Source organism: Novosphingobium sp. SG751A (assembly GCF_013149295.1).
In the GTDB taxonomy this organism is placed as follows: domain Bacteria; phylum Pseudomonadota; class Alphaproteobacteria; order Sphingomonadales; family Sphingomonadaceae; genus Novosphingobium.
This window is the reverse complement of the sequence record NZ_JABGCB010000001.1, coordinates 147,660-165,766: the sequence shown is the minus strand read 5'-3', so window position 1 is coordinate 165,766 and position 18,107 is coordinate 147,660. Positions and strand designations below refer to the sequence as shown.

17 protein-coding genes are annotated in these 18,107 nt (G+C 63.1%); 7 read left to right on the top strand and 10 right to left on the bottom strand.

Translation table 11 applies throughout. The features are described from left to right. Window positions 1-76: 76 nt before the first annotated feature. From FHW96_RS00820 to FHW96_RS00810, 3 genes are all read right to left on the bottom strand, one after another. Window positions 77-1,045 (bottom strand): FecR domain-containing protein, encoded by a 969-nt coding sequence (locus tag FHW96_RS00820; RefSeq protein WP_371815605.1) that lies wholly within the window; start codon window positions 1,043-1,045, stop codon window positions 77-79. After that, entirely contained in the window at window positions 1,046-1,549 is a 504-nt protein-coding gene (locus FHW96_RS00815) for a sigma-70 family RNA polymerase sigma factor (protein ID WP_371815604.1), read from the bottom strand. Between the two features lie 143 nt (window positions 1,550-1,692). Continuing rightward, a complete protein-coding gene (locus FHW96_RS00810; RefSeq protein ID WP_172338661.1) occupies window positions 1,693-2,109 on the bottom strand; it encodes a helix-turn-helix domain-containing protein in 417 nt (138 codons plus the stop codon). 65 nt (window positions 2,110-2,174) lie between these two features. On the opposite strand from FHW96_RS00810, the gene FHW96_RS00805 reads away from it, so the two are divergent. Then, window positions 2,175-3,002 (top strand): class I SAM-dependent methyltransferase, encoded by an 828-nt coding sequence (locus FHW96_RS00805; RefSeq protein ID WP_172338660.1) that lies wholly within the window; start codon window positions 2,175-2,177, stop codon window positions 3,000-3,002. Window positions 3,003-3,019: 17 nt separating this feature from the next. Here FHW96_RS00805 and FHW96_RS00800 read toward each other — a convergent pair whose 3' ends face one another. Beyond that, on the bottom strand, window positions 3,020-3,850 hold the full coding sequence (locus FHW96_RS00800; RefSeq protein WP_216650720.1) for an aldo/keto reductase: 831 nt from the start codon (window positions 3,848-3,850) through the stop codon (window positions 3,020-3,022). A gap of 203 nt (window positions 3,851-4,053) precedes the next feature. On the opposite strand from FHW96_RS00800, the gene FHW96_RS00795 reads away from it, so the two are divergent. Further along, on the top strand, window positions 4,054-5,223 hold the full coding sequence (locus FHW96_RS00795) for a purine nucleoside permease (RefSeq protein WP_172338658.1): 1,170 nt from the start codon (window positions 4,054-4,056) through the stop codon (window positions 5,221-5,223). Between the two features lie 36 nt (window positions 5,224-5,259). On the opposite strand, the gene FHW96_RS00790 is transcribed toward FHW96_RS00795, so the two are convergent. Further along, window positions 5,260-6,063, bottom strand: coding sequence for a nickel permease (locus FHW96_RS00790; RefSeq protein ID WP_172338964.1), 804 nt, complete (start codon window positions 6,061-6,063; stop codon window positions 5,260-5,262). Between the two features lie 429 nt (window positions 6,064-6,492). On the opposite strand from FHW96_RS00790, the gene FHW96_RS00785 reads away from it, so the two are divergent. Further along, a complete protein-coding gene (locus FHW96_RS00785) occupies window positions 6,493-8,493 on the top strand; it encodes a TonB-dependent receptor (protein ID WP_172338657.1) in 2,001 nt (666 codons plus the stop codon). On the opposite strand, the gene FHW96_RS26615 is transcribed toward FHW96_RS00785, so the two are convergent. Further along, window positions 8,426-8,662 (bottom strand): YccF domain-containing protein, encoded by a 237-nt coding sequence (locus FHW96_RS26615; protein ID WP_371815609.1) that lies wholly within the window; start codon window positions 8,660-8,662, stop codon window positions 8,426-8,428. The genes FHW96_RS00785 and FHW96_RS26615 overlap by 68 nt on opposite strands. On the opposite strand from FHW96_RS26615, the gene FHW96_RS26610 reads away from it, so the two are divergent. After that, window positions 8,603-9,088: a tyrosine-type recombinase/integrase gene (locus FHW96_RS26610; RefSeq protein ID WP_371815603.1), complete on the top strand. Its 486-nt coding sequence runs from the start codon at window positions 8,603-8,605 to the stop codon at window positions 9,086-9,088. The genes FHW96_RS26615 and FHW96_RS26610 overlap by 60 nt on opposite strands. A 120-nt stretch (window positions 9,089-9,208) precedes the next feature. Here FHW96_RS26610 and FHW96_RS00770 read toward each other — a convergent pair whose 3' ends face one another. Continuing rightward, window positions 9,209-9,988 (bottom strand): SDR family NAD(P)-dependent oxidoreductase, encoded by a 780-nt coding sequence (locus FHW96_RS00770; protein WP_172338656.1) that lies wholly within the window; start codon window positions 9,986-9,988, stop codon window positions 9,209-9,211. A gap of 100 nt (window positions 9,989-10,088) precedes the next feature. On the opposite strand from FHW96_RS00770, the gene FHW96_RS00765 reads away from it, so the two are divergent. Continuing rightward, window positions 10,089-10,985: a LysR family transcriptional regulator gene (locus FHW96_RS00765; RefSeq protein ID WP_172338655.1), complete on the top strand. Its 897-nt coding sequence runs from the start codon at window positions 10,089-10,091 to the stop codon at window positions 10,983-10,985. 100 nt (window positions 10,986-11,085) lie between these two features. On the opposite strand, the gene FHW96_RS00760 is transcribed toward FHW96_RS00765, so the two are convergent. Continuing rightward, the gene (locus FHW96_RS00760; RefSeq protein ID WP_172338654.1) at window positions 11,086-11,988 is read right to left on the bottom strand and encodes a LysR family transcriptional regulator; all 903 of its coding nucleotides are present in this window, start codon (window positions 11,986-11,988) and stop codon (window positions 11,086-11,088) included. Between the two features lie 91 nt (window positions 11,989-12,079). Between FHW96_RS00760 and FHW96_RS00755 the strand changes: the two genes are divergently transcribed. After that, the gene (locus tag FHW96_RS00755; RefSeq protein ID WP_172338653.1) at window positions 12,080-13,024 is read left to right on the top strand and encodes an NAD-dependent epimerase/dehydratase family protein; all 945 of its coding nucleotides are present in this window, start codon (window positions 12,080-12,082) and stop codon (window positions 13,022-13,024) included. A 188-nt stretch (window positions 13,025-13,212) separates the two neighbouring features. Next, a complete protein-coding gene (locus FHW96_RS00750) occupies window positions 13,213-14,943 on the top strand; it encodes an amidohydrolase (RefSeq protein WP_172338652.1) in 1,731 nt (576 codons plus the stop codon). A 114-nt stretch (window positions 14,944-15,057) separates the two neighbouring features. Here FHW96_RS00750 and FHW96_RS00745 read toward each other — a convergent pair whose 3' ends face one another. Both FHW96_RS00745 and FHW96_RS00740 read right to left on the bottom strand, forming a co-directional pair. Next, the gene (locus tag FHW96_RS00745; RefSeq protein WP_172338651.1) at window positions 15,058-16,362 is read right to left on the bottom strand and encodes a sigma-54 dependent transcriptional regulator; all 1,305 of its coding nucleotides are present in this window, start codon (window positions 16,360-16,362) and stop codon (window positions 15,058-15,060) included. Further along, window positions 16,359-18,086 carry an ATP-binding protein gene (locus tag FHW96_RS00740; RefSeq protein WP_172338650.1) on the bottom strand — a complete coding sequence of 576 codons (1,728 nt, stop codon included), beginning with the start codon at window positions 18,084-18,086 and terminating at the stop codon, window positions 16,359-16,361. The genes FHW96_RS00745 and FHW96_RS00740 overlap by 4 nt, the downstream gene beginning before the upstream one ends. Window positions 18,087-18,107: the final 21 nt, after the last annotated feature.

The window sequence follows — 18,107 nt, the reverse complement described above, 5'->3', positions numbered from 1 at the left end:
TTGGAAAACCCCTTTGCAAAACCGCTTCACAATGGGGACGGGCGAGTTTGGAAATCGGGAACCTGAAATCGGAAAATTATTTTGCCCGGGTCACGACGGGCGAACCGTCAGGCGCGCGCGACAGACGAAGCCCGGTCGACCGCACAATGCCTTCGAGCGCGCGATCGGGATCGGCCAAGGGATAGCTGCCCGAGACCCGGACGCCGGAAAGCGCGGCGGCGTCAAAACCCACCGGTTGCGCGCGATAGCGGTTGAGTTCGCGCAGCACGCCCACGACCGGCTGATCGTCGGCGGCGAGCCAGCCTTGCGCCCAACCGGCGGCGGCGTCCGGATCTACCGGGCCAAGGCGGACCAGTTTTCCCTGTGTCATGCGCACGCGATCACCGGGCCAGAGATCGGCGCAATCGGCGGCGCTGGCTTTTGCCGGGCAGGCCCGCACATGGGACTCGATGACGGTGACAGTCGTTGCATCGTCATCGCGGCGCACGACAAAGGCGGTGCCCTTTGCGGTGGCGCTGCCCTCGATTGTCTCCACGATGAAGGGGCGCGTCTTATCCTTGGTCACGCGCGCCAGAATTTGCCCACGGAACAAGGTGACGGCTCTGCGGTCATGGCTGCGGCGAAAGCTCAGCGCTGCGTCCGTGTCGATGGCGATCGCGCTGCCATCGGCCAGCGTCACACGGCGCTGCTCGCCTCGCGCCGTTTCATAGTCCGGGAACCATGTGCGCACCGCCATGGTCTGTGCCGTGAGCCATCCGCCGCCGCCCAGCAGGAGCAGGCCGAGGGCCAACCCGCCCCAACGGCCGGTTTTGTGTGATCGGCGTTCGACCACGGTTTCAATCACTTCCCGGCCGATACTGTCCGTGCCTTCGAACTGTACGTCGATCCCGCGCATCCGCTCCATCGTCAGCCGGTGCAGAGGGTTTTCCTGACACCATGCCTCGCAGGCGTCGCGATCATCCTGTGTCGCTTCGTCGGTTGCGAGCTGGGCCGCCCAATAGGCGGCCTGCGCGATCATCTCGGGGGTGGGGCGAGGCTCGGTCACTTAGTCAGCATAGGCCAGCGCGTAGCAATGGGCATAGACCTGCGCGACATAGCGCTTCACCATGCGTTCCGATACGCCCAGCGCCTGTGCCGCATCGCAATAGCGCAGGCTGTCGAACCGAACCATCATGAAAGCCTGCCGCGCTTTGGCCGGCAGCGTTTCCAGCAGGCGCAGGATCGCATCGAGAAACTGCGCTGCCTCGGTCACGCGCTCGGGTGTCAGGTGGTCGGCCTCGCCCATCCGGGCTGCGTGGACCGCGAGATAGGCCCGCTCAACCTCGCGGCGGCGAATATCATCGATCAGGATGCGGCGCGCTACGGTCGAAAGATAGCTGCGCGGATCGCGGACGGTTTCATTGGTTTCCAGCACCCGGCAAAACGTATCCTGCGCCAGATCGGCCGCACGATGCGAACAGCGCGTATGGCGCCGCAGCCATTGCCTTAGCCAATCGCCATGCGAGGCATAGAGCGCCCCGACATCCATGGTTGCTGCAACGGCGGGCACGCGAAACTCCCTGATCACAAGCCTACGGGATTGGTCCGTGGCGGCGAGCTGAACTATGGAGCTTTTTAGTATAAATGCGAATTATTCGCAATAGCAAGTTTTAACATCCTTTGCAGATGTTCGCCAAACCCGCTCCACACCGTTCAGCCTTTTCCCTTTGCCTTGCGCGTGCGCTCGGCGGCGATGGTCATCAGGCGGCGGAAGGTGGGGCATTGCGCATGGCTGGGCGCCCGACAGGCCGCCGCATGGCGCAGGCCATCACGCAGCGCGCCAAGGCGATGAATGGTCCGGTCGATCTCCTCGGCCTTGGTCAATAACATTGCCCGATCAATATCCGGCGCGCCGCCATCTCCCAGCATATCGGCGATTTCATCCAGCGAGTAACCCGCCGACCGGCCCAGCGCGATGAGCGACAGGCGCTCCACCACATCGGCATCGAATGTGCGGCGAAGGCCGCGGCGGCCCAGTGACTCAATCAGCCCCTTCTCTTCATAGAAGCGGAGCGTCGATGCTGGTACGCCGCTGCTGCGGGCCAGTTGGGCAATATCGATCAATGCCATCTTGACCTCAAGTGGACTTGAGGTGGCACCATGGCGCGAATCAACAGGTCAGGCAAGGAGCGCATATGACGGATCAGCAGCCGGAAACCACAGGGTGGAACACACAGCGCAGCCAGGTGTGGGTTGAATTGCAGCCCATGCTCGACCGGCTGTTTTCGCCCTTCGAACGCATTTTGGTCGACGCGGTGGTGGCTCAGGGCGCGCGCGCCGTGCTCGACATCGGCTGCGGGGCGGGGGCGACGACTCTGGCCATCGCGCAGCAGTTGGGGGACGAGGCGGATTGTACAGGTCTCGACATTTCGCGAGACCTTGTCGATGCCGCCTCCCGCCGCGCTGCGGGAAGGGGCAACGTCCGCTTCCTGTGTGCCGATGCCCAAAGGCACGCCTTCCCGCCTGGGCAGTTTGACGCGATTGTCTCGCGCTTCGGGATGATGTTCTTCGATGATCCGGTCGCCGCTTTCGCCAATCTGCGGGCGGCGGCCCGTCCGGGAGCCGCACTGACCTGCATCGCCTGGCGCAGCGCTTCGGACAATCCCTTCATGACGGTGCAGCGCCGGGCCATCGCCGAAGTGCTGGGGCCGGAGCCGGATCCTGCCCCTGATGCGCCCGGTCAGTTCGCCTTTGCCGATGACGGGCGGGTGAGGGGCATTCTTGCCGATGCCGGATGGAGCGACATCGACATTCGGCCGATCAACGTCCCATGCACTTTGTCCACTGATGATCTGCCGATCTACGCCCGGCGCATGGGCGGGATGGACGCCATCGCGTCTGATCTGGACGAGGCGCAATGGGGCCGCCTTGAAGCCGCTTTGGATCGCGGTTTCGCCGGTTTCGCGGTCGACGGCGTCGCCCGGTTCGAGGCTGCGTGCTGGGTGGTGCAGGCCAAGCGATGATGGTCGCGCCGGGACGGCTACAGCATCTCTAGCCCGCGGCGCGCGGTCGGGCAGGGGAAGCTGCGCTCAAGCTGGGCGATGTCCTCATCGCTCAGCTTGAGATCGGCCGCCGCGCGATTGTCCTGCACGTGCCGGACCGACCCCGCCTTGGGAATGGGCAGGATGCCGGGTCGGCGCAGCAGCCATGCCAGCGCGATCCGAGCCGGGCTCGCCTGATGGCGGCGGGCCACTTCGGCAAGCGCCTTGTGTGAGAGCAGGCGCCCCTGCTCGACCGGGCTGTAGGCCATGACCGGCATCGAGCGATCCGCCAGCCAGGGCAGGAGATCCAGCTCCGGCGCGCGGCGCGTGAGATTGTAGAGGATCTGATCGGTGGCGCAGGCATGGCCTCCTGCATCGATCAGCTCTTCCATATCGGCCATATCCAGATTGCTGACTCCCCAGCGGGCGATCAGGCCCGCCTCGACCAGCCTCTCCATGGCTTCGACCGTTTCGCCCAGCGGGACCGCGCCGCGCCAGTGCAGGAGATAGAGGTCGAGATGGTCAGTTCCCAGCCGCTTCAGGCTGGCCTCGCAGGATTGGCGCAGGAGCCGGGCCGAGGCATGATGGGGATAGGCCTTGCTGACCAGAAAGACCTTGTCGCGCAGGCCCGTGATAGCTTCGCCCACCAGAATTTCGGCCTCGCCCTCGCCATACATTTCGGCGGTGTCGATCAGGGTCATTCCAAGCTCGACCCCTTCGCGCAGGGCGGCGATCTCGTCGCCGCGCCGTGCGGGGTTTTCGGCCATCATCCATGTGCCTTGCCCCAGCGCCGGGACGACGGTGCCATCGGGAAAGCGGATTGTATTCATGATCCTTGCCATGCCTTTCGCGCAGATCGCCCTAAGGCTCCTCAATAGAGCGGCAGACGCATACTGACCAGAGAAACGCGTGGGCGGAGGGCAAGTTCGGCGCTCTGTTTTTTGCAACGCCTGATCCGGTTCTTTGCGATGGATTGCAACGCGGCGATGCCTTTAGCAAGCGCGGGACACAAAACAGCGATCAGGAAGCAATCATGGGGCGTATCACCACATCGCGGCTCCGCGCCAAACTTACGCTCAACGGGCGGCGTGCGGCCCTTTGCGCGGTCATCGCGGCGGCGCTGGCCAGCGCTGGTGCCGTGACGGTACAGGCTCAGGAGCCTCCAGTTCCGACGGTCCCTGCGGTAACCCCGATCCCGGTAAAAGTCATGGTCATCGCCAATTTCGAGCCGGGGGCCGATACTGGCGACGCGCCGGGCGAGTTCCAGCTCTGGGCCGAGCGGGAGCATCTTGACGAGGTGATCCCGGTGCACGGGGCGCTCCATCCTTTGCGGCGCAACAAGGATGGGCTTTATGGCATGGTCTGGGGCGATCCGCATTCGCTGGTGGCGACGCCTGATGTGCAACTGATGGCACTGTTGCTCGATCCGCGCTTTGATTTTTCACACACATATTGGCTGTTTACCGGCATTTCCGGCGCCGATCCCCAGGCCGCCTCGGTTGGCAGCGTCGCATGGGCGCGATGGGTGGTGAGCGGCGATGCGCTGCGCGAGTTTGCCGAGAATGAAACGCCCAAGGGCTGGCCCTATGGCCTCTTTGCGATCGGCGCCAAGGCGCCGGGGCAATTGCCCACCGCCGCTGACAGTTTTGGCGGCATGACTGACATCGGTTCGCTCGGCATGGCGGTGCCGCTGAACCGGAATTTGGCGCAATGGGCTTATGATCTCAGCAAGGACGTGCCGCTGCCCGACTCTCCGGTGCTCGCCGCCGCCCGCGCGCGATGGAAGGGCTATCCCGCCGCCCAGCGTCCGCCCTTTGTGATGATGGGCGAAACGCTGGGTGCGCTGCGCTACTGGCATGGCGCCGGGCGCACCCAATGGGCGCGCGACTGGGTGAAGATGTGGACGCAAGGGCAGGGGCGCTTTGTGATGACCAACATGGAAAGCCAATTGATGGCGGGCACCATGCTGGCGGCTGCGCAGGCCGGGCTGGTGGACAGGCGGCGCGTGATGGTTCTGCGCAGTGCCAGCAATGCGTCCATGCCGCCGCCTGGGCAATCGCCGCTCGACAGCGTGGGTGACGAAGGGCCGGGCCAGGTGGCGGCTTATGAAGGTAACTATCGGGCGGGCGCGGTGGTGGTGCATCGCCTGCTGGCTGATTGGGCCAAAGTCCGCGACACTGTTCCCGGCACCCCACATCCCTAGTGCCTGAGAGTTTTCAGGGGCTTTCATCATTGGATTTCACCGCGCTCGGCGCGCGCGCCGATGGGCGGCCAACAGGCCCAGTATCGGCATGGCGATCACGGTCAGCACGCCGATGATGGTGGTGGTATTGCCGGGCAAGGGGCCGACCAGCGTCAAGGCGTCGAGCATGATATAGGCCGCCGCGCCCAGCGACAGCGTGACCACCAGCCAGCCGACCAGACGGCGAAACCGTTCGATCCGCTGCTTTTGCATCGAGCGCAGGACGCGGGCCACGATTTGGCTGTCGATCGTGTCGACCAGTATCATGCCCGCCGCAAACATCCCGATCAGCACCAGCACCGCCGCAGAGCCGCCGCGCGTCGTGGCCGCCGCGCCCCATGCCGCAGCCTGTGTGACAGTATCGAACACCAGTCCGAACATCAGCCCCACGCCGATGATCGCCACCGGCCGGTCGAGTTTGTCGACCCAGCCAGCCAGCAGTCGCGAGCGCCAGCCGGTTGGCCGAAAGGGTGTGGGCTTTAAAAGCCCGTGGAGGTTGGCGATGCCAACCACCAGCAGCATGGCCAGCACCATAACCTCGCTGGCCGAGGCAAGCCATGTCGGCGGCGAAAGCCTGTGGGCGACGGCGGCCACCAGCAGCGCCACCACGGCCACGCCAAGACTGTGGCCAAGCGCAAAAAGCGTTCCGATCCATGGGGCCAGACGCGGTTTGCGCTGGTTTACGGAAAAGACCATATTGTCGATCATGGCGATATGGTCGGGATCAAGACCATGGCGCAGACCCAGCATGAACATGAGCCCGAGCGCCGATAGATTCAGCCCGGTCGGCAGGGATTGCATCATGGCCTTGGACACCATGACGCACGGGGCATGGCGGGATTGGTGCTCGCCCATGGCTGTCTGGTTTGGGGCAGGAGGGTGTTCGAGGATGTCATGGCATTTCCTTTGGGCGCGAGGCTGTGGGGCTGGATCGCGGGTTGATAGGTTATTATGTGATGGTGTAACATATCATAATAGCTTAAGGGTTTTCTGTGAACCCCCTTCTGTCGCTGTCCTTTCCGGCCCTTGGCGCGCGGGCAAACGGAAACGTTGCCGAGCCCCTTGATCTGACATGTTTCTATGGCTTTTCGGAAGGGGGCGTTGGGGGCCTCCTTCTCGCAGGCAGATAAAATGATATGTTATCTTGTTACATAAAAAAATCTCGTCTATGCATTCCCCGTGCCTGAGGGGGCGGCACATTATCGGATCGGAATAAAAAGGACTGAAACCATGAAATTGCCCTCGCTTCTGGCAAGCACCTCGCTTGTTGCCGGCTTGATGGCGGCTGCCCCTGCATGGGGCGCCGATGCCGGCCCGAATGATGGATCGGGACCGGCCATCGTGGTCACGGCAACGCCCTTTCGACATACCCAAGATGAAACGCCCTCGATTCCCGCCAAAGTGGACGCGGAACAGATCCGGCAGGCGGGCGGGGCCAGTCTGGCCGACGCGCTCAAGGACGTGCCGGGCGTCTCGGCCTCCGGCTTTGCACAGGGGGCCTCGCGGCCGATCATTCGCGGCATGGATTCCAACCGGGTGCGCCTGCTCGAAGACGGCACGTCCATCTCGGATGTTTCTGACATCGGCCCCGACCATGGCACGCCGATCGACCCGCTCTCTGCGCGCAGCATCGAAGTGGTGCGCGGGGCGGCCACTCTGCGTTATGGCAGCCAGGCGATTGGCGGGGTGATCAACACGATCAACAACCGCGTGCCGACCACCCTGCCGACAACCCCGCTTTCGGGCGAGTTGACCTCATCCTATACCAGCGTCAATCGCGGTGGCGAGGTCGCGGGGCTGGTGGATGGCAAGGCAGGCGATCTGGCGCTGCACGCCGATGCCTATTACCGCCGCACCGGCGACTATGACTCGCCGCTTGGGCGGCAGGACAATTCGTTTTTCCATGGTTGGGGGGGATCACTAGGCGGCTCCTATTTCTTTGGCAACGGCAGCCATGCCGGGCTGGCCGTGACCCATTATGATGCCCAATATGGCATCCCCAGCGACACGACCTATATCGACATGCGCCAGACCAAGGTCATCAGTCGCAATGTGATTGAGATTGCCTCGCCTTTGCTCAAGTCGATCAATATCGACGGCAGCTATGGCGATTATCAGCATCAGGAGAAGAATCCCGACGGCTCGGTCAACACCACTTTCAGAAACAAGGAAGCCAATCTGCGCGGCGAACTGCTGTTCAACCGTCTGGGTGCGATCAGCAATTCGGCGCTGGGGGTGGAATATCAGCATCGTGATTTTTCGGCCGTCGGCGCGGACAGTTCCTATCTTCAGCCTGCCACCTCGCAAAACATCGCCGGATATGTCTTCAGCGAGGTCGAACTGGCCAAGCCGCTGCATCTGGAGGCCAGCGCCCGTGTGGAGCATGTCTCCGTCACCGGCACGCCGCTGTCGGACCAGTTCACCAGCCGCAGTTACACGCCGGTCAGCGCCGCTCTGGGCCTGCTCTATACCGCGGCGCCGGGGATCAAGCTGGGCCTGACGGCTTCGAGCACGGGGCGTGCGCCCGCGCTGACGGAATTGTTTGCGCGCGGCGGGCATGATGGCCCCCAAACCTATGAAACCGGCGATCCCAATCTGAAAGTGGAGCGGGCCAAGGCATTGGAGCTGAGCCTGCGCGCCAATCGCGGCGCCTTTCATTTTGAAGGCAGCCTCTATTCCACGTGGTTTTCCAATTACATTTATGGCGAGCTGACGGGGCGCACCTGTGATGATGACGGCAATTGCGTGGCGGGCAACGGCAATGATCTGCGCGAAGTGTTCTATCGCCAGCAGGGCGCCCATTTCCGGGGGCTGGAAGGCGAGGCGCGCTATGATTTGATCAAGAACGCCCACGCCAGTCTGACTGCGCGGGTGATGGGCGATCTGACCCGGGCTACGCTGGATGACGGCAACAATGTGCCGCGTATCGCGCCATGGCGCCTGGGGGGTGGGCTGGATTGGCAAAGCCCGCGCTGGGATGCCGGTTTCAGCTATACCCGCTATGGCACGCAGAATGACTATGGCCTGTTTGACACGCCAACGGAGGGCTACAATGCGCTCTCGGCCCATGTCGCGGTGCGTCCGTTCAAACAGCGGCAGGGCGTTGAATTTTCACTGGTGGGACAGAACCTGACCAATGACGTTCAGCGCTATGCCACATCCTTCAACAAGGATCTGGTGGTGATGCCGGGCCGCTCGGTTCGAGTTGTGGCAAGGATCGCCAGCTTCTGATGATGGTGGCTAAGGCGGCGCAGGCCCCGTTGTTCCGAACGGCCTGCGCCATCTCTCTGGTGACGATGGTTTTGCCGACCGGAAACAGGGCCAGGCCCGCCAGCTTGAAATGCCGGATGCCAAAGGGAATGCTGATGATGGAGGTGCAATTGGCAATGCCCCAGACAATATGGCGAAGAGCCAGCCAGAATCCGGCGCAGATGAACCAGACGATATTGCCCAGAAGACCGATGGCGCCGGTGCCCGGATCATCGCGGCCGGTAAGGTCGCGACGGCTGACGGCTTCCCTGCCAAAGGGAAGGAAGGCCGTTTGCCCGATGACAAAACAGGCTTTGCTCCTCTGTCCCCTTTTCCTCTCAAGGGACGCAAGGATCGCAACGCCATGCTTTCACCGCATCTGGTCGATTTGCTTCGTCAGTGGTGGCGCGAAGGCAGGCGGCGCGGGGTGACGTTGCCACATGGCTGGCTGTTCTCCGGTCACAACGGCACGGACCCGATCTCGGCCCGCCAGTTGCACCGCGTCGTGCAGGAAGCGGCCGAACGCGCCGAGATTCACAAGCAGGTGAGCCCGCATACGCTGCGGCATGGATATTAACCGTAGGCCTCGACAAGCGCGAGTCTGGCACACCAACAATGAGCATACGGTCCGCTATCTCGGCGTCGACGTTGATGATGCCCTGACGCTGCGGGATCGCGCAGCCCGGCAACCGCACGGCTAGGCTATAGTTGGTATGATCCCGCCTTCGACCCGCAGCGCCGCGCCGTTCGTCGCCGCAGCGAGCGGACTTGCGATATAGGCGACCATTGCGCCGACTTCATCTGCCTCGATCAATCGCTTGATGAGCGACAGCGGACGGAGTTTGGTGAAGAATTCGGCTTCCTGTTCGGCCTCCGGCGCATCCCTGTTATCGACAACCGAGCGAATGAAATCGGCAATGCCTTCCGAACGGGTTGGTCCGGGGAGGATGCTGTTGACCGTGACTCCTGTACCTCGGGTGTGTTCGGCAAGGCCGCGCGAAATGGAAAGCTGAGCTGACTTTGTCATACCGTAATGGATCATTTCGGCGGGCGGCAGCAGGCCGCTTTCGCTGGCAATGAAAATAACACGGCCCCAGTTTCTCTTCAGCATTCGGGGGAAATAATGCCGGGCGAGGCGTGCACCGCTCACAACATTCACCTCAAACAGGTGATGCCAGTCCTCGTCCTGGATATCAGCAAACGCCTTGGCTTCGTAAATGCCGAGATTGTTGACGAGAATGTCGGTGTCGGGAACGGCCGCGATCAGAGTGGCGGCACCTTGGGCTGTCGCAGGATCGGCAAGGACGGGATTTACGCTGCCCCCAATCTCGGCGGCGGCGGCCTCGAGTTTGGCTTGGTTGCGACCGGTGATGGTGACAGCGACACCCTCGGCAGAGAGGCGTTTGGCGATTGCCAGGCCGATCCCTGCGGTCGATCCGGTCACGATGGCGGTCTTGCCGTTGAGTTTGAGATCCATGGTTGACTCCTGAAAGTGGCGATCAATTGGCCCATGAAATAGACATCCTCCCTATTGATGCCTAGAATGAACCTCATCATTTCAGAAGTGAATTTAAATCATGGATAACCGATTTGGCGATATCGAGATATTCCTGACCGTTGCGGCGGAGGGCAGCTTTGCAGATGCCGCGCGCGCGCTGCGTCTCACCCCGTCGGCGGTCAGCAGATCCATTGCCCGGCTGGAAAAGCGGCTCGCCGTCACGCTGCTGCGGCGGACAACGCGCGCCTTGGCATTGACGGCTGAAGGCGCATCCTATCGCGACCGGATGAGCGCCCTGATTGCAGACATGGCCGAAGTTGAAGGGAATCTGCGTCAGGCAAATCAGGGGCCCCGCGGGTTGCTGCGCATTAATGCCTCGCCATCCTTCGGAGTTACATGCCTCATCCCGGTTCTTCCCGGTTTTGCCGAAAGCCATCCGGCTGTGAAGGTCGAACTGACGCTTACCGACAGCATCGTCGATCTGGTCGAGGAGCGGGCGGACATTGCCATTCGCATCGGCCCTCTGCGCGAGACGCGGCTGCGTGCCAAGAAGCTGGGGTACAGCCGCATGGCGCTTGTCGCCAGTCCTGAATATCTTGCGCGTCGCGGGACCCCCCGGACGCCCGACGACCTCGACGCGCATGACTGCCTGCGCTTCAGCTTTCGCCGCTCAATCGACAGTTGGCCGTTTCAAGTTGGTGATCGCATTGTGCAGAAGCCGGTGGAGGGACGCTTTTTCGGCAATTCGGGCGAGGTCGTGCGGCAAATGGCGGTTGCGGGTTGCGGCATCGCAAGACACGGCGTCTTCCATGTCGCAGCCGACATCAAGGCCGGGAGGCTGGTTGAGGTACTGGCAGACTTCAATCCCGGAGATGGCGAGGCCATTCATGCTCTTTACGCGGCAGAGGATCGTGCGTCGACGCGGATACGGGCGTTCCTTGATTATCTGGATTCAATCGAGTTGTTCGCGCGGTGATGTCAATTTATGGGGACAGGGTGAAGGATGAATTGGTGTCATTCGCAAATCGATCTCCCGCAGGCGGTCGGGCTCGTCGTTGTTGGATCATCCTATAAAGTTATGCCCGTTGAGCGGCTTGCGTGATCCCGGTAAATGCCTGGACGAGCGCGTCGAACGTGAACCTGTAGCGGCTGCCGTTTCGGAGGTCCTCGTGCATCACGATCCACACCGGCAGGGGCAGATCGAATAAGTCTGCCAGCACGCGGCAAAGATCCGTGTCGCGCCTGGCAACGGCGGTCTGGCAAATACCGATGCCGAACCCGGCGCGAATGGTTTCGAACTGTGCCGCCGCATCGTCGACGCGCAGGGCGAACATTGAGCGTTCGATCCCAGGCAAATGGCGCATGCCGGCCCTGGTGAACGGCGTTTCGGCATCAAAGCCGATCAGATCGTGTTCGCGCAGGTCTTCGAGCCGGTTGGGCCAACCTCTTCGCTCGAGATAGCTGCGGTGTGCGTGGAGACCAAGACGGACGGAGCCGACGCTCTTCGCCACCAGCGATTTCTGCTCGGGTTGCGTCATACGTATCGCGATGTCGGCCTGGCGTTGCAGCAGGTCGTCAAGGTCGTCGGTCAACGCCAGCTCGAAGTTCAGCCCGGGTTGCGCTTGTCGCAGGCTGGTCAGGATCGCCGGCAGGTGGTGTGTCCCCACCGCCTGGCTGGCGGTGATGCGCACCGTGCCCTCCGGCATTCCCGGCGCGCCTTCGGCAGATCTGCGGAGCGCTTCCGCCGCGGAGAGAAGGGCTTCGGCGTGCGGGCGCAGCGCCAACGCGTGATCGGTGGCTGACAGACCCCGCTGCGAGCGTACGAACAGCTTGGCGCCGATCGCCTGCTCCAGCGCATCAATGTGGCGGGCAATGCTGGGCTGGGTCATCCCAAGTGCGCGCGACGCGGCCGACAGCGAGCCCTGTTGCAGCACCGCTGCGAAACTGCGGTAGACATCCCAACTTGGCTCTTTGCTCATCTATTTTCGTATAGCATCTGTACGAAATACGGCAATTCCCGTTTACTGGGATCCGCTTCATCCTACCTCCACACAAGCATGGAGGCGAAAGATGAAGAAGACAGCTTTGGTTCTGGGGGCGACGGGTGGGGTCGGCGGTGCTGTGATGCGTCGTCTGATCGCAGGCGGCTGGAGCGTCAGGGCGCTGACCCGCCGTGCCAATGTCGACTTCCCGGAGGGATGCGAGGCGGTGACGGGGGATGCTATGGATGGGGTTGCGGTCGCATCGGCGGCCGAGGGCGCGTCGGTCATCGTCCATGCGGTCAACCCGCCGGGCTATCGCGACTGGGATCGCCTGGTCCTGCCGATGCTGGACAACACGATCCGCGCCGCGTCGGCGAGCGGAGCGCGCATCCTACTGCCGGGAACGGTTTATAATTTCGGGCCAAACGCGTTCCCGAACATTGACGAAGGTGCACCGCAGATGCCGAAGACCCGCAAGGGCAAGATCCGCGTGGAGATGGAGCAGCGGCTCCGCGCGGCTGCCGAACAGGGACGGTGCACGGCTTTGATCGTCCGGGCGGGCGATTTTTTCGGCCCCGGCGCGGCCAATAACTGGTTCGGACAGGGGCTGGTGACTCCCGGGGCTCGCCCCAAGGTCATCCGCAACCCGGGCTCGCGGGGTGTCGGCCATCAATGGGCGTATCTGCCCGACGTCGCCGAAACCATGGTCCGGCTGCTGGAGCGCGCGGATCTGCCGGCCTTCGGCTCATTCCATATGGAGGGTCACTGGGATCACGACGGGCGCCAGATGGTGCAGACCATTGCCCGCGTGCTCGGGGATCCCGTTGTTCCGATCCGCCCGCTGCCATGGTGGCTGCTCCGCGTCGCCGCGCTGGTGGCGACCACGCCGCGCGAGATGATGGAGATGCGCTATCTCTGGCAACAGCCGGTCCGCCTGACCAACGCCCGGCTCGTGGCTGCACTGGGTGGTGAGCCCCGGACGCCGCTTCTGGAAGCGGTGCGCACCACGCTGAGCGATCTGCAGTGCATTTGAGGGCGCCGCAAGCATAGCGGCGCTTGGGTCCGCCCCGCATAGCCCGATTATACGTAGCTTTGCGCCATAGAGGGTGGGGCAGAAGTGCTTATGAAGGGTCCTGCAAACAGAATGGGGCGGGCGCCAGGTGGTCGGACAAAGCAACCAACCAGATCTTGCCAAAGTCACGTAAAGGGGGAGCCTTTGTCATGCTGCATCATCGCGCCAGACTGCCACTGTCCCATGCCTTATGGACCGGTTCACTTTTGATCAGCGTCGCATTTGCGCTGCCCGCCTTTGCCAAACCTGCTCCGGCGGTGGATCTTATTCTGCACCATGGCCGGGTGTTGACCGTGGACAAGGCCTTCTCGATCCGCTCGGCTGTCGCGATCAAGGGGGAGCGTATTGTCGCGACGGGCGGCGAGGAACTGCTGCGACGCTATAAGGCGAATAAAGTCATCGACCTTGGCGGGCGTACGGTTCTGCCCGGCTTTACCGACACCCATCTCCACCCCTATCCCGTGGCCCCAAGCGATATTCCCGTCGCCAGCGCGCATTCGGTCGCCGAAGTGCAGGCGATGCTGCGTGAGAAAGCCAAGGCGTTGGGACCGGGGCAATGGATTACAGGATCGCAGTGGCAGGAAGCCAATCTGGTGGAGAACCGCAATCTTTCCCGCGCCGATCTCGATGCTGCCGCGCCCGATAATCCGGTGTGGCTGGTGCGGGCGGGGGCGCATTCGGGCGTTGCCAATTCGGCGGCGCTTAAAATCGCGGGGATCGACCGCGACACGCCTGATCCCAAATCTGGTCTGATCGAGCATGATGCCAAGGGCGAACCCAATGGCATCATCCGCGAAAGTCTTGATCTGGTCCGTCGGCATATCCCGCCGCCCACATGGGAACAGATGCGGCCTGCCAATATCGCCTGGCTCAAATCGATCCTGGCGCTGGGCATTACCAGCTTTTTCGACGCCAGCGGCAGCTTCAATGACGAACCGCTCGACAAGGGCGGTATCGCCAATCCGCCCCCGACCCTCACTTTCCGCCGCGCGCAAGCGCTTTATGCGGAGATGGGCGCCGAGTTGCCGCGCATCACCATGTATATCGACCATGCCGGAGCTCAAAGACTCAAGGCTTTTGGCCACCACACCGGCTATGGCGATGAACATGTTCGCCTTGGCCCGATTGGCGAGATGAGCGTGGATGGCGGCTTTACCGGGCCGACGGCCTGGTTGCTCGCCGATTACAAGGGCCAACCCGGCTTTCGCGGCAAGGGGCGGATGACCGACGCTGAAATTCTGGAACTGACCCAAAGTGCCGCTGCACTGGGTTGGCAGATGGGCGTCCATGCCATTGGTGATGCGGCCATCGTGCAGGCCGTCGATGCCTATGCCAAAGTGCTTGATAGCCAGAAGCTGACCGGCAAGGACCATCGCTGGTTTCTCGATCATTTCACCATCATGCCGCCTGATGCCACCATGGCCACGATGAAAAAACACGCCATCGCCATCGCCCAGCAGCCCAATTTCCTCTACAATCTCGAAGGTCGCTATGAGGCGACGCTCGATGACTGGCGGCTGGCCCATAACAATGCAGTGGTGACTCCGGCGCACAAGTTCGGCCTGTTCATGGCCTTTGGCAGCGACAATTTGCCGGTCAACCCCATGGTGGGTCTCTACGCTGCCATCACGCGCAAGGGGCCTTCGGGCCGGGTGCATGGTCCAGAGGAAGCCATTGGCCGCAAGGAAGCCATTCGCCGCTACACCGCCGATGGTCCATTTCTGTCGTGGGAAGAAGGCACCAAGGGCACGATCGAAAAGGGCAAATATGCCGATCTGATCGTGCTGCCCTTCGATCCGCTGACGGCGGCGCCCGAGGTCATTCTGGCGGGCAGGGTGGATATGACATTCCTGGGCGGCAGGTTGGTTTATCAAAGATAGGCGGCCTAGGGCGTAAACAGCGCTTCGGAGGCGCTGTTTGGCCATTGACGGGCCGTCCTTCTGGTCGGCGATGGAAAGCGAGGGCCCCGTGAGGCCCTGAGTACTTGGGCTGCATCACTTGTTGTTCAAGATTTCAGTCCGCATTGCGCGCAGGTCGAGCCCCAGCCGTTTGGTGCGGTAATAGAACGTCTTACGCGGGATGCCCAGCAGGCTGATCGCGCGGGCGATTTCGCCTTTCGCCTCCATCAGCGCCTGCCGGATCGCCGCGCTTTCAAACGCGTCGATGCGTTCGGGCAATGAGGCAATCCCCTTGCCCGAGGGGCTGTCCCTGTGCCCTTCCAGCCCCAGACAGAAGCGTTCCGCGAAATTTTCCAGTTCGCGCAGATTGCCCGGCCACTCCCTTGCGCACAATTCATGGATGCTGTCATCGACCGGCGGGGCCGCCCGCTTCAGCCTTTCGGCCGCCTGGTTCAGGAAATGGGTAAAGAGCAGGGGTATGTCCGCCCTTCTTTCCCGCAGCGGCGGCATGCGCAGCGGCACCCCGGCGATCCGGTGATAGAGCGCGTCCGAGATCCTGTCCCGCCCGCCTTCGTCCATGCTGGCCATGATGCGGGTGTCGATGGCTTCGGGCTGGCGCGTTTCCAGCCCGATGGCCCGTTTTTCGGCAAATTGCGCCAGCCTGCTTTGCAATTCGCCGCCGGCCTGATCCAGATTGTCGAGGAACAGTGTGCCGCGATGGCAGGTGGAGAGGAGGCCGCCGCGGGCAAACATCTCCTTTTCGATAATGGCGGCCGGAATGACCGCGCAATCCACCGTCAGGAAGCGATGCCTTGAACGCGCGCTGGTGCGATGGATGCAGCGGGCAAAAAGTTCCTTGCCGGTGCCGGTCTGACCCTCGATCACAAGATCGATGTCGCTCTGGCCCAGCACGGGGATCATGTCGCGCAGTCGCCGGATCATGGGGGTTTCGCCCAGAATCGCGTGGTGGGCCGCGCTTTGTGCCGCCTGTCGCAACGCCCGGTTTTCCAGTGCCAGCCTGCGCGCCTTGGTCGCCCGGCCGACCGCGGCCAGCAGTGCATCGGGGGCAAAGGGTTTCTCGATGAAATCCCACGCCCCGGCCTTGAGCGCGTCCACCGCCATCTGGACATCCGCGTGGCCCGAAATCAGCAGCACGGGAAGATCGCGGTCGCGTTCCTGCAACAGACGGAACAGGTCCACCCCGGACATGCCGGGCATGCGGACATCGGAAATGACGATGCCGTCAAAATCCGAGCCGATCACCCGCGCGGCCTCGGCCCCGCCGGCAAATTCCATCACGCCATAACCGGCAAGAGACAGCAGCTGGGTGGTTGCCTCGCGCAGATCGTCATCGTCGTCCACAAGGGCAACGCTGGGTAGGGCGGCGGGCGTGCGGCTCATGCCGCGCGCCTCATCGCCATGGCGAAACAGGCGCCCGTTGCCCCCGGCCGGTCGACATGGCGCAGCGACCCGCCCGCATCGGCCATGATGTCCTGCGAGATGACCAGCCCCAGGCCAAGCCCATCGGGACGGCTGGTGACAAAGGGGATGAACAATTGCCGTTTCACCTCTTCGGTAATGCCGGGGCCATTGTCGGCGATGGTCAGTGTGACGCTTTCATCCGTCGGCATCAGATCCACCGTGATGGCCGGAGATGGCACCTCGCGAAGAGCCTGCGCCGCATTTTGCAGCAGGTTGACCAGCACCTGCTCCAGCCTGACCCTGCCGCCTTCGACCTGGCAGCTTGCCGCCAAGCTCTCATGCGGCAGGGTGATGGAGATGCCCTTCAACTGCTCCTTGAGGATCAGCAGAGCGCCCTCGATCACCTCGCCAATGGCCACGGGGCTGAGATCGGTCGCGCTGCGGCGGGAAAACCCCCGCAGTTCCGATGTCACCGCGCCGATGCGGTCGGCAAGGCGGGCAATCGATGCCAGATTTTTGTGGACCATCCCGTTTTCGCCGCGCTCCAGCAGCATCCGGCTGGTATCGGCATAGGTGCGGATAGCGGCCACGGGCTGGGCCGTTTCATGCGCGACGCTGGCGGTGATCTGGCCCAGAGAGGCCAGACGGTTGGCCTGTCGCAACCCTTCGCGCAGATCCGCTGCGCGGGCCTCGAGCGCGGCGCGTTCGTCCATTTCGCGGCGCAGGTCCGCCGTGCGGTCGGCCACGGCCTGTTCCAGCTCTTCGGTCCGCGCCATGCGTTCCCGTCCGCGTTCGCGCCACATCCACATCACCGCCGCCATGGCCAGCACCATCGCCGCGGCCAGCATAGCGGCGCCCTCTGCGAGAAGGGTCACCCGTTCGACCGGGCGCAGAAGATTGATCGTCCACCCCGGCTGCGCCAGAGCGCCGCGCAGCAGGATCATCCGCTTGCCCTCAAGGCGCGGCCCATCGTCATCAAGGCGGAACGGCGCGAAACGTGCGGGCGTGGGGGGCAGCATGGATTCGGCATCGAAACTGGCCAGCGCCGCGCGGGAGAGGGGGCGCGTAAGGGCAAAGCGCCATTGCGGTTGGCTGGTCACCAGAATGATGCCGTTGGGTTCGGTGACAAAGGTGGCATCATCGCCCTTGGCCCATGCGTTTTCAACGGCGTCGAATTCCAGCTTGATCGCCACCACGCCGCCCTGCGGGGTGCGCTGGGCGATATAGAGGCCGGGGCGGCGGCTGACCGTGCCCATGGCGAAATGGCTGGCGCTCCCCTTGGCCAGAGCGTCGCGGACATAGCGGCGGGTGCTGTAATCGGTGCCGACAAAGCTTTGGGGTGATCGCCAGTTGCTGGCCGCGATGGCCGTGCCGTCGTGCGCGATGACATAGATGATCGGTGCGCCCGTGGTCTTGACCAGCTCCTCCAGCTTGCGGTTGAGCGCATCGCGGGCGACCATATTGCCCTGAAGCGCGGCGGCCACATCGCGGTCATCGGCAAGCGCGATGGGGAGCAGGCGGAAGCGAGCGATCTCGCTGGTGATCAGCGCCTTTCGCATGGCCATGTCGGTGCGGGCGGTTTCCATCTCCTGTACCATGCCTCGATGCCGGACCAGCATGTGGGCCAGGGTCGCCGCCATGGCTGCCGCGATCAGGCTGATGATTGCCCAGCGCATCGGGCGGGAATGATTCGCAGGGTGCATGGGGTGATTTTAGCCCGGTAC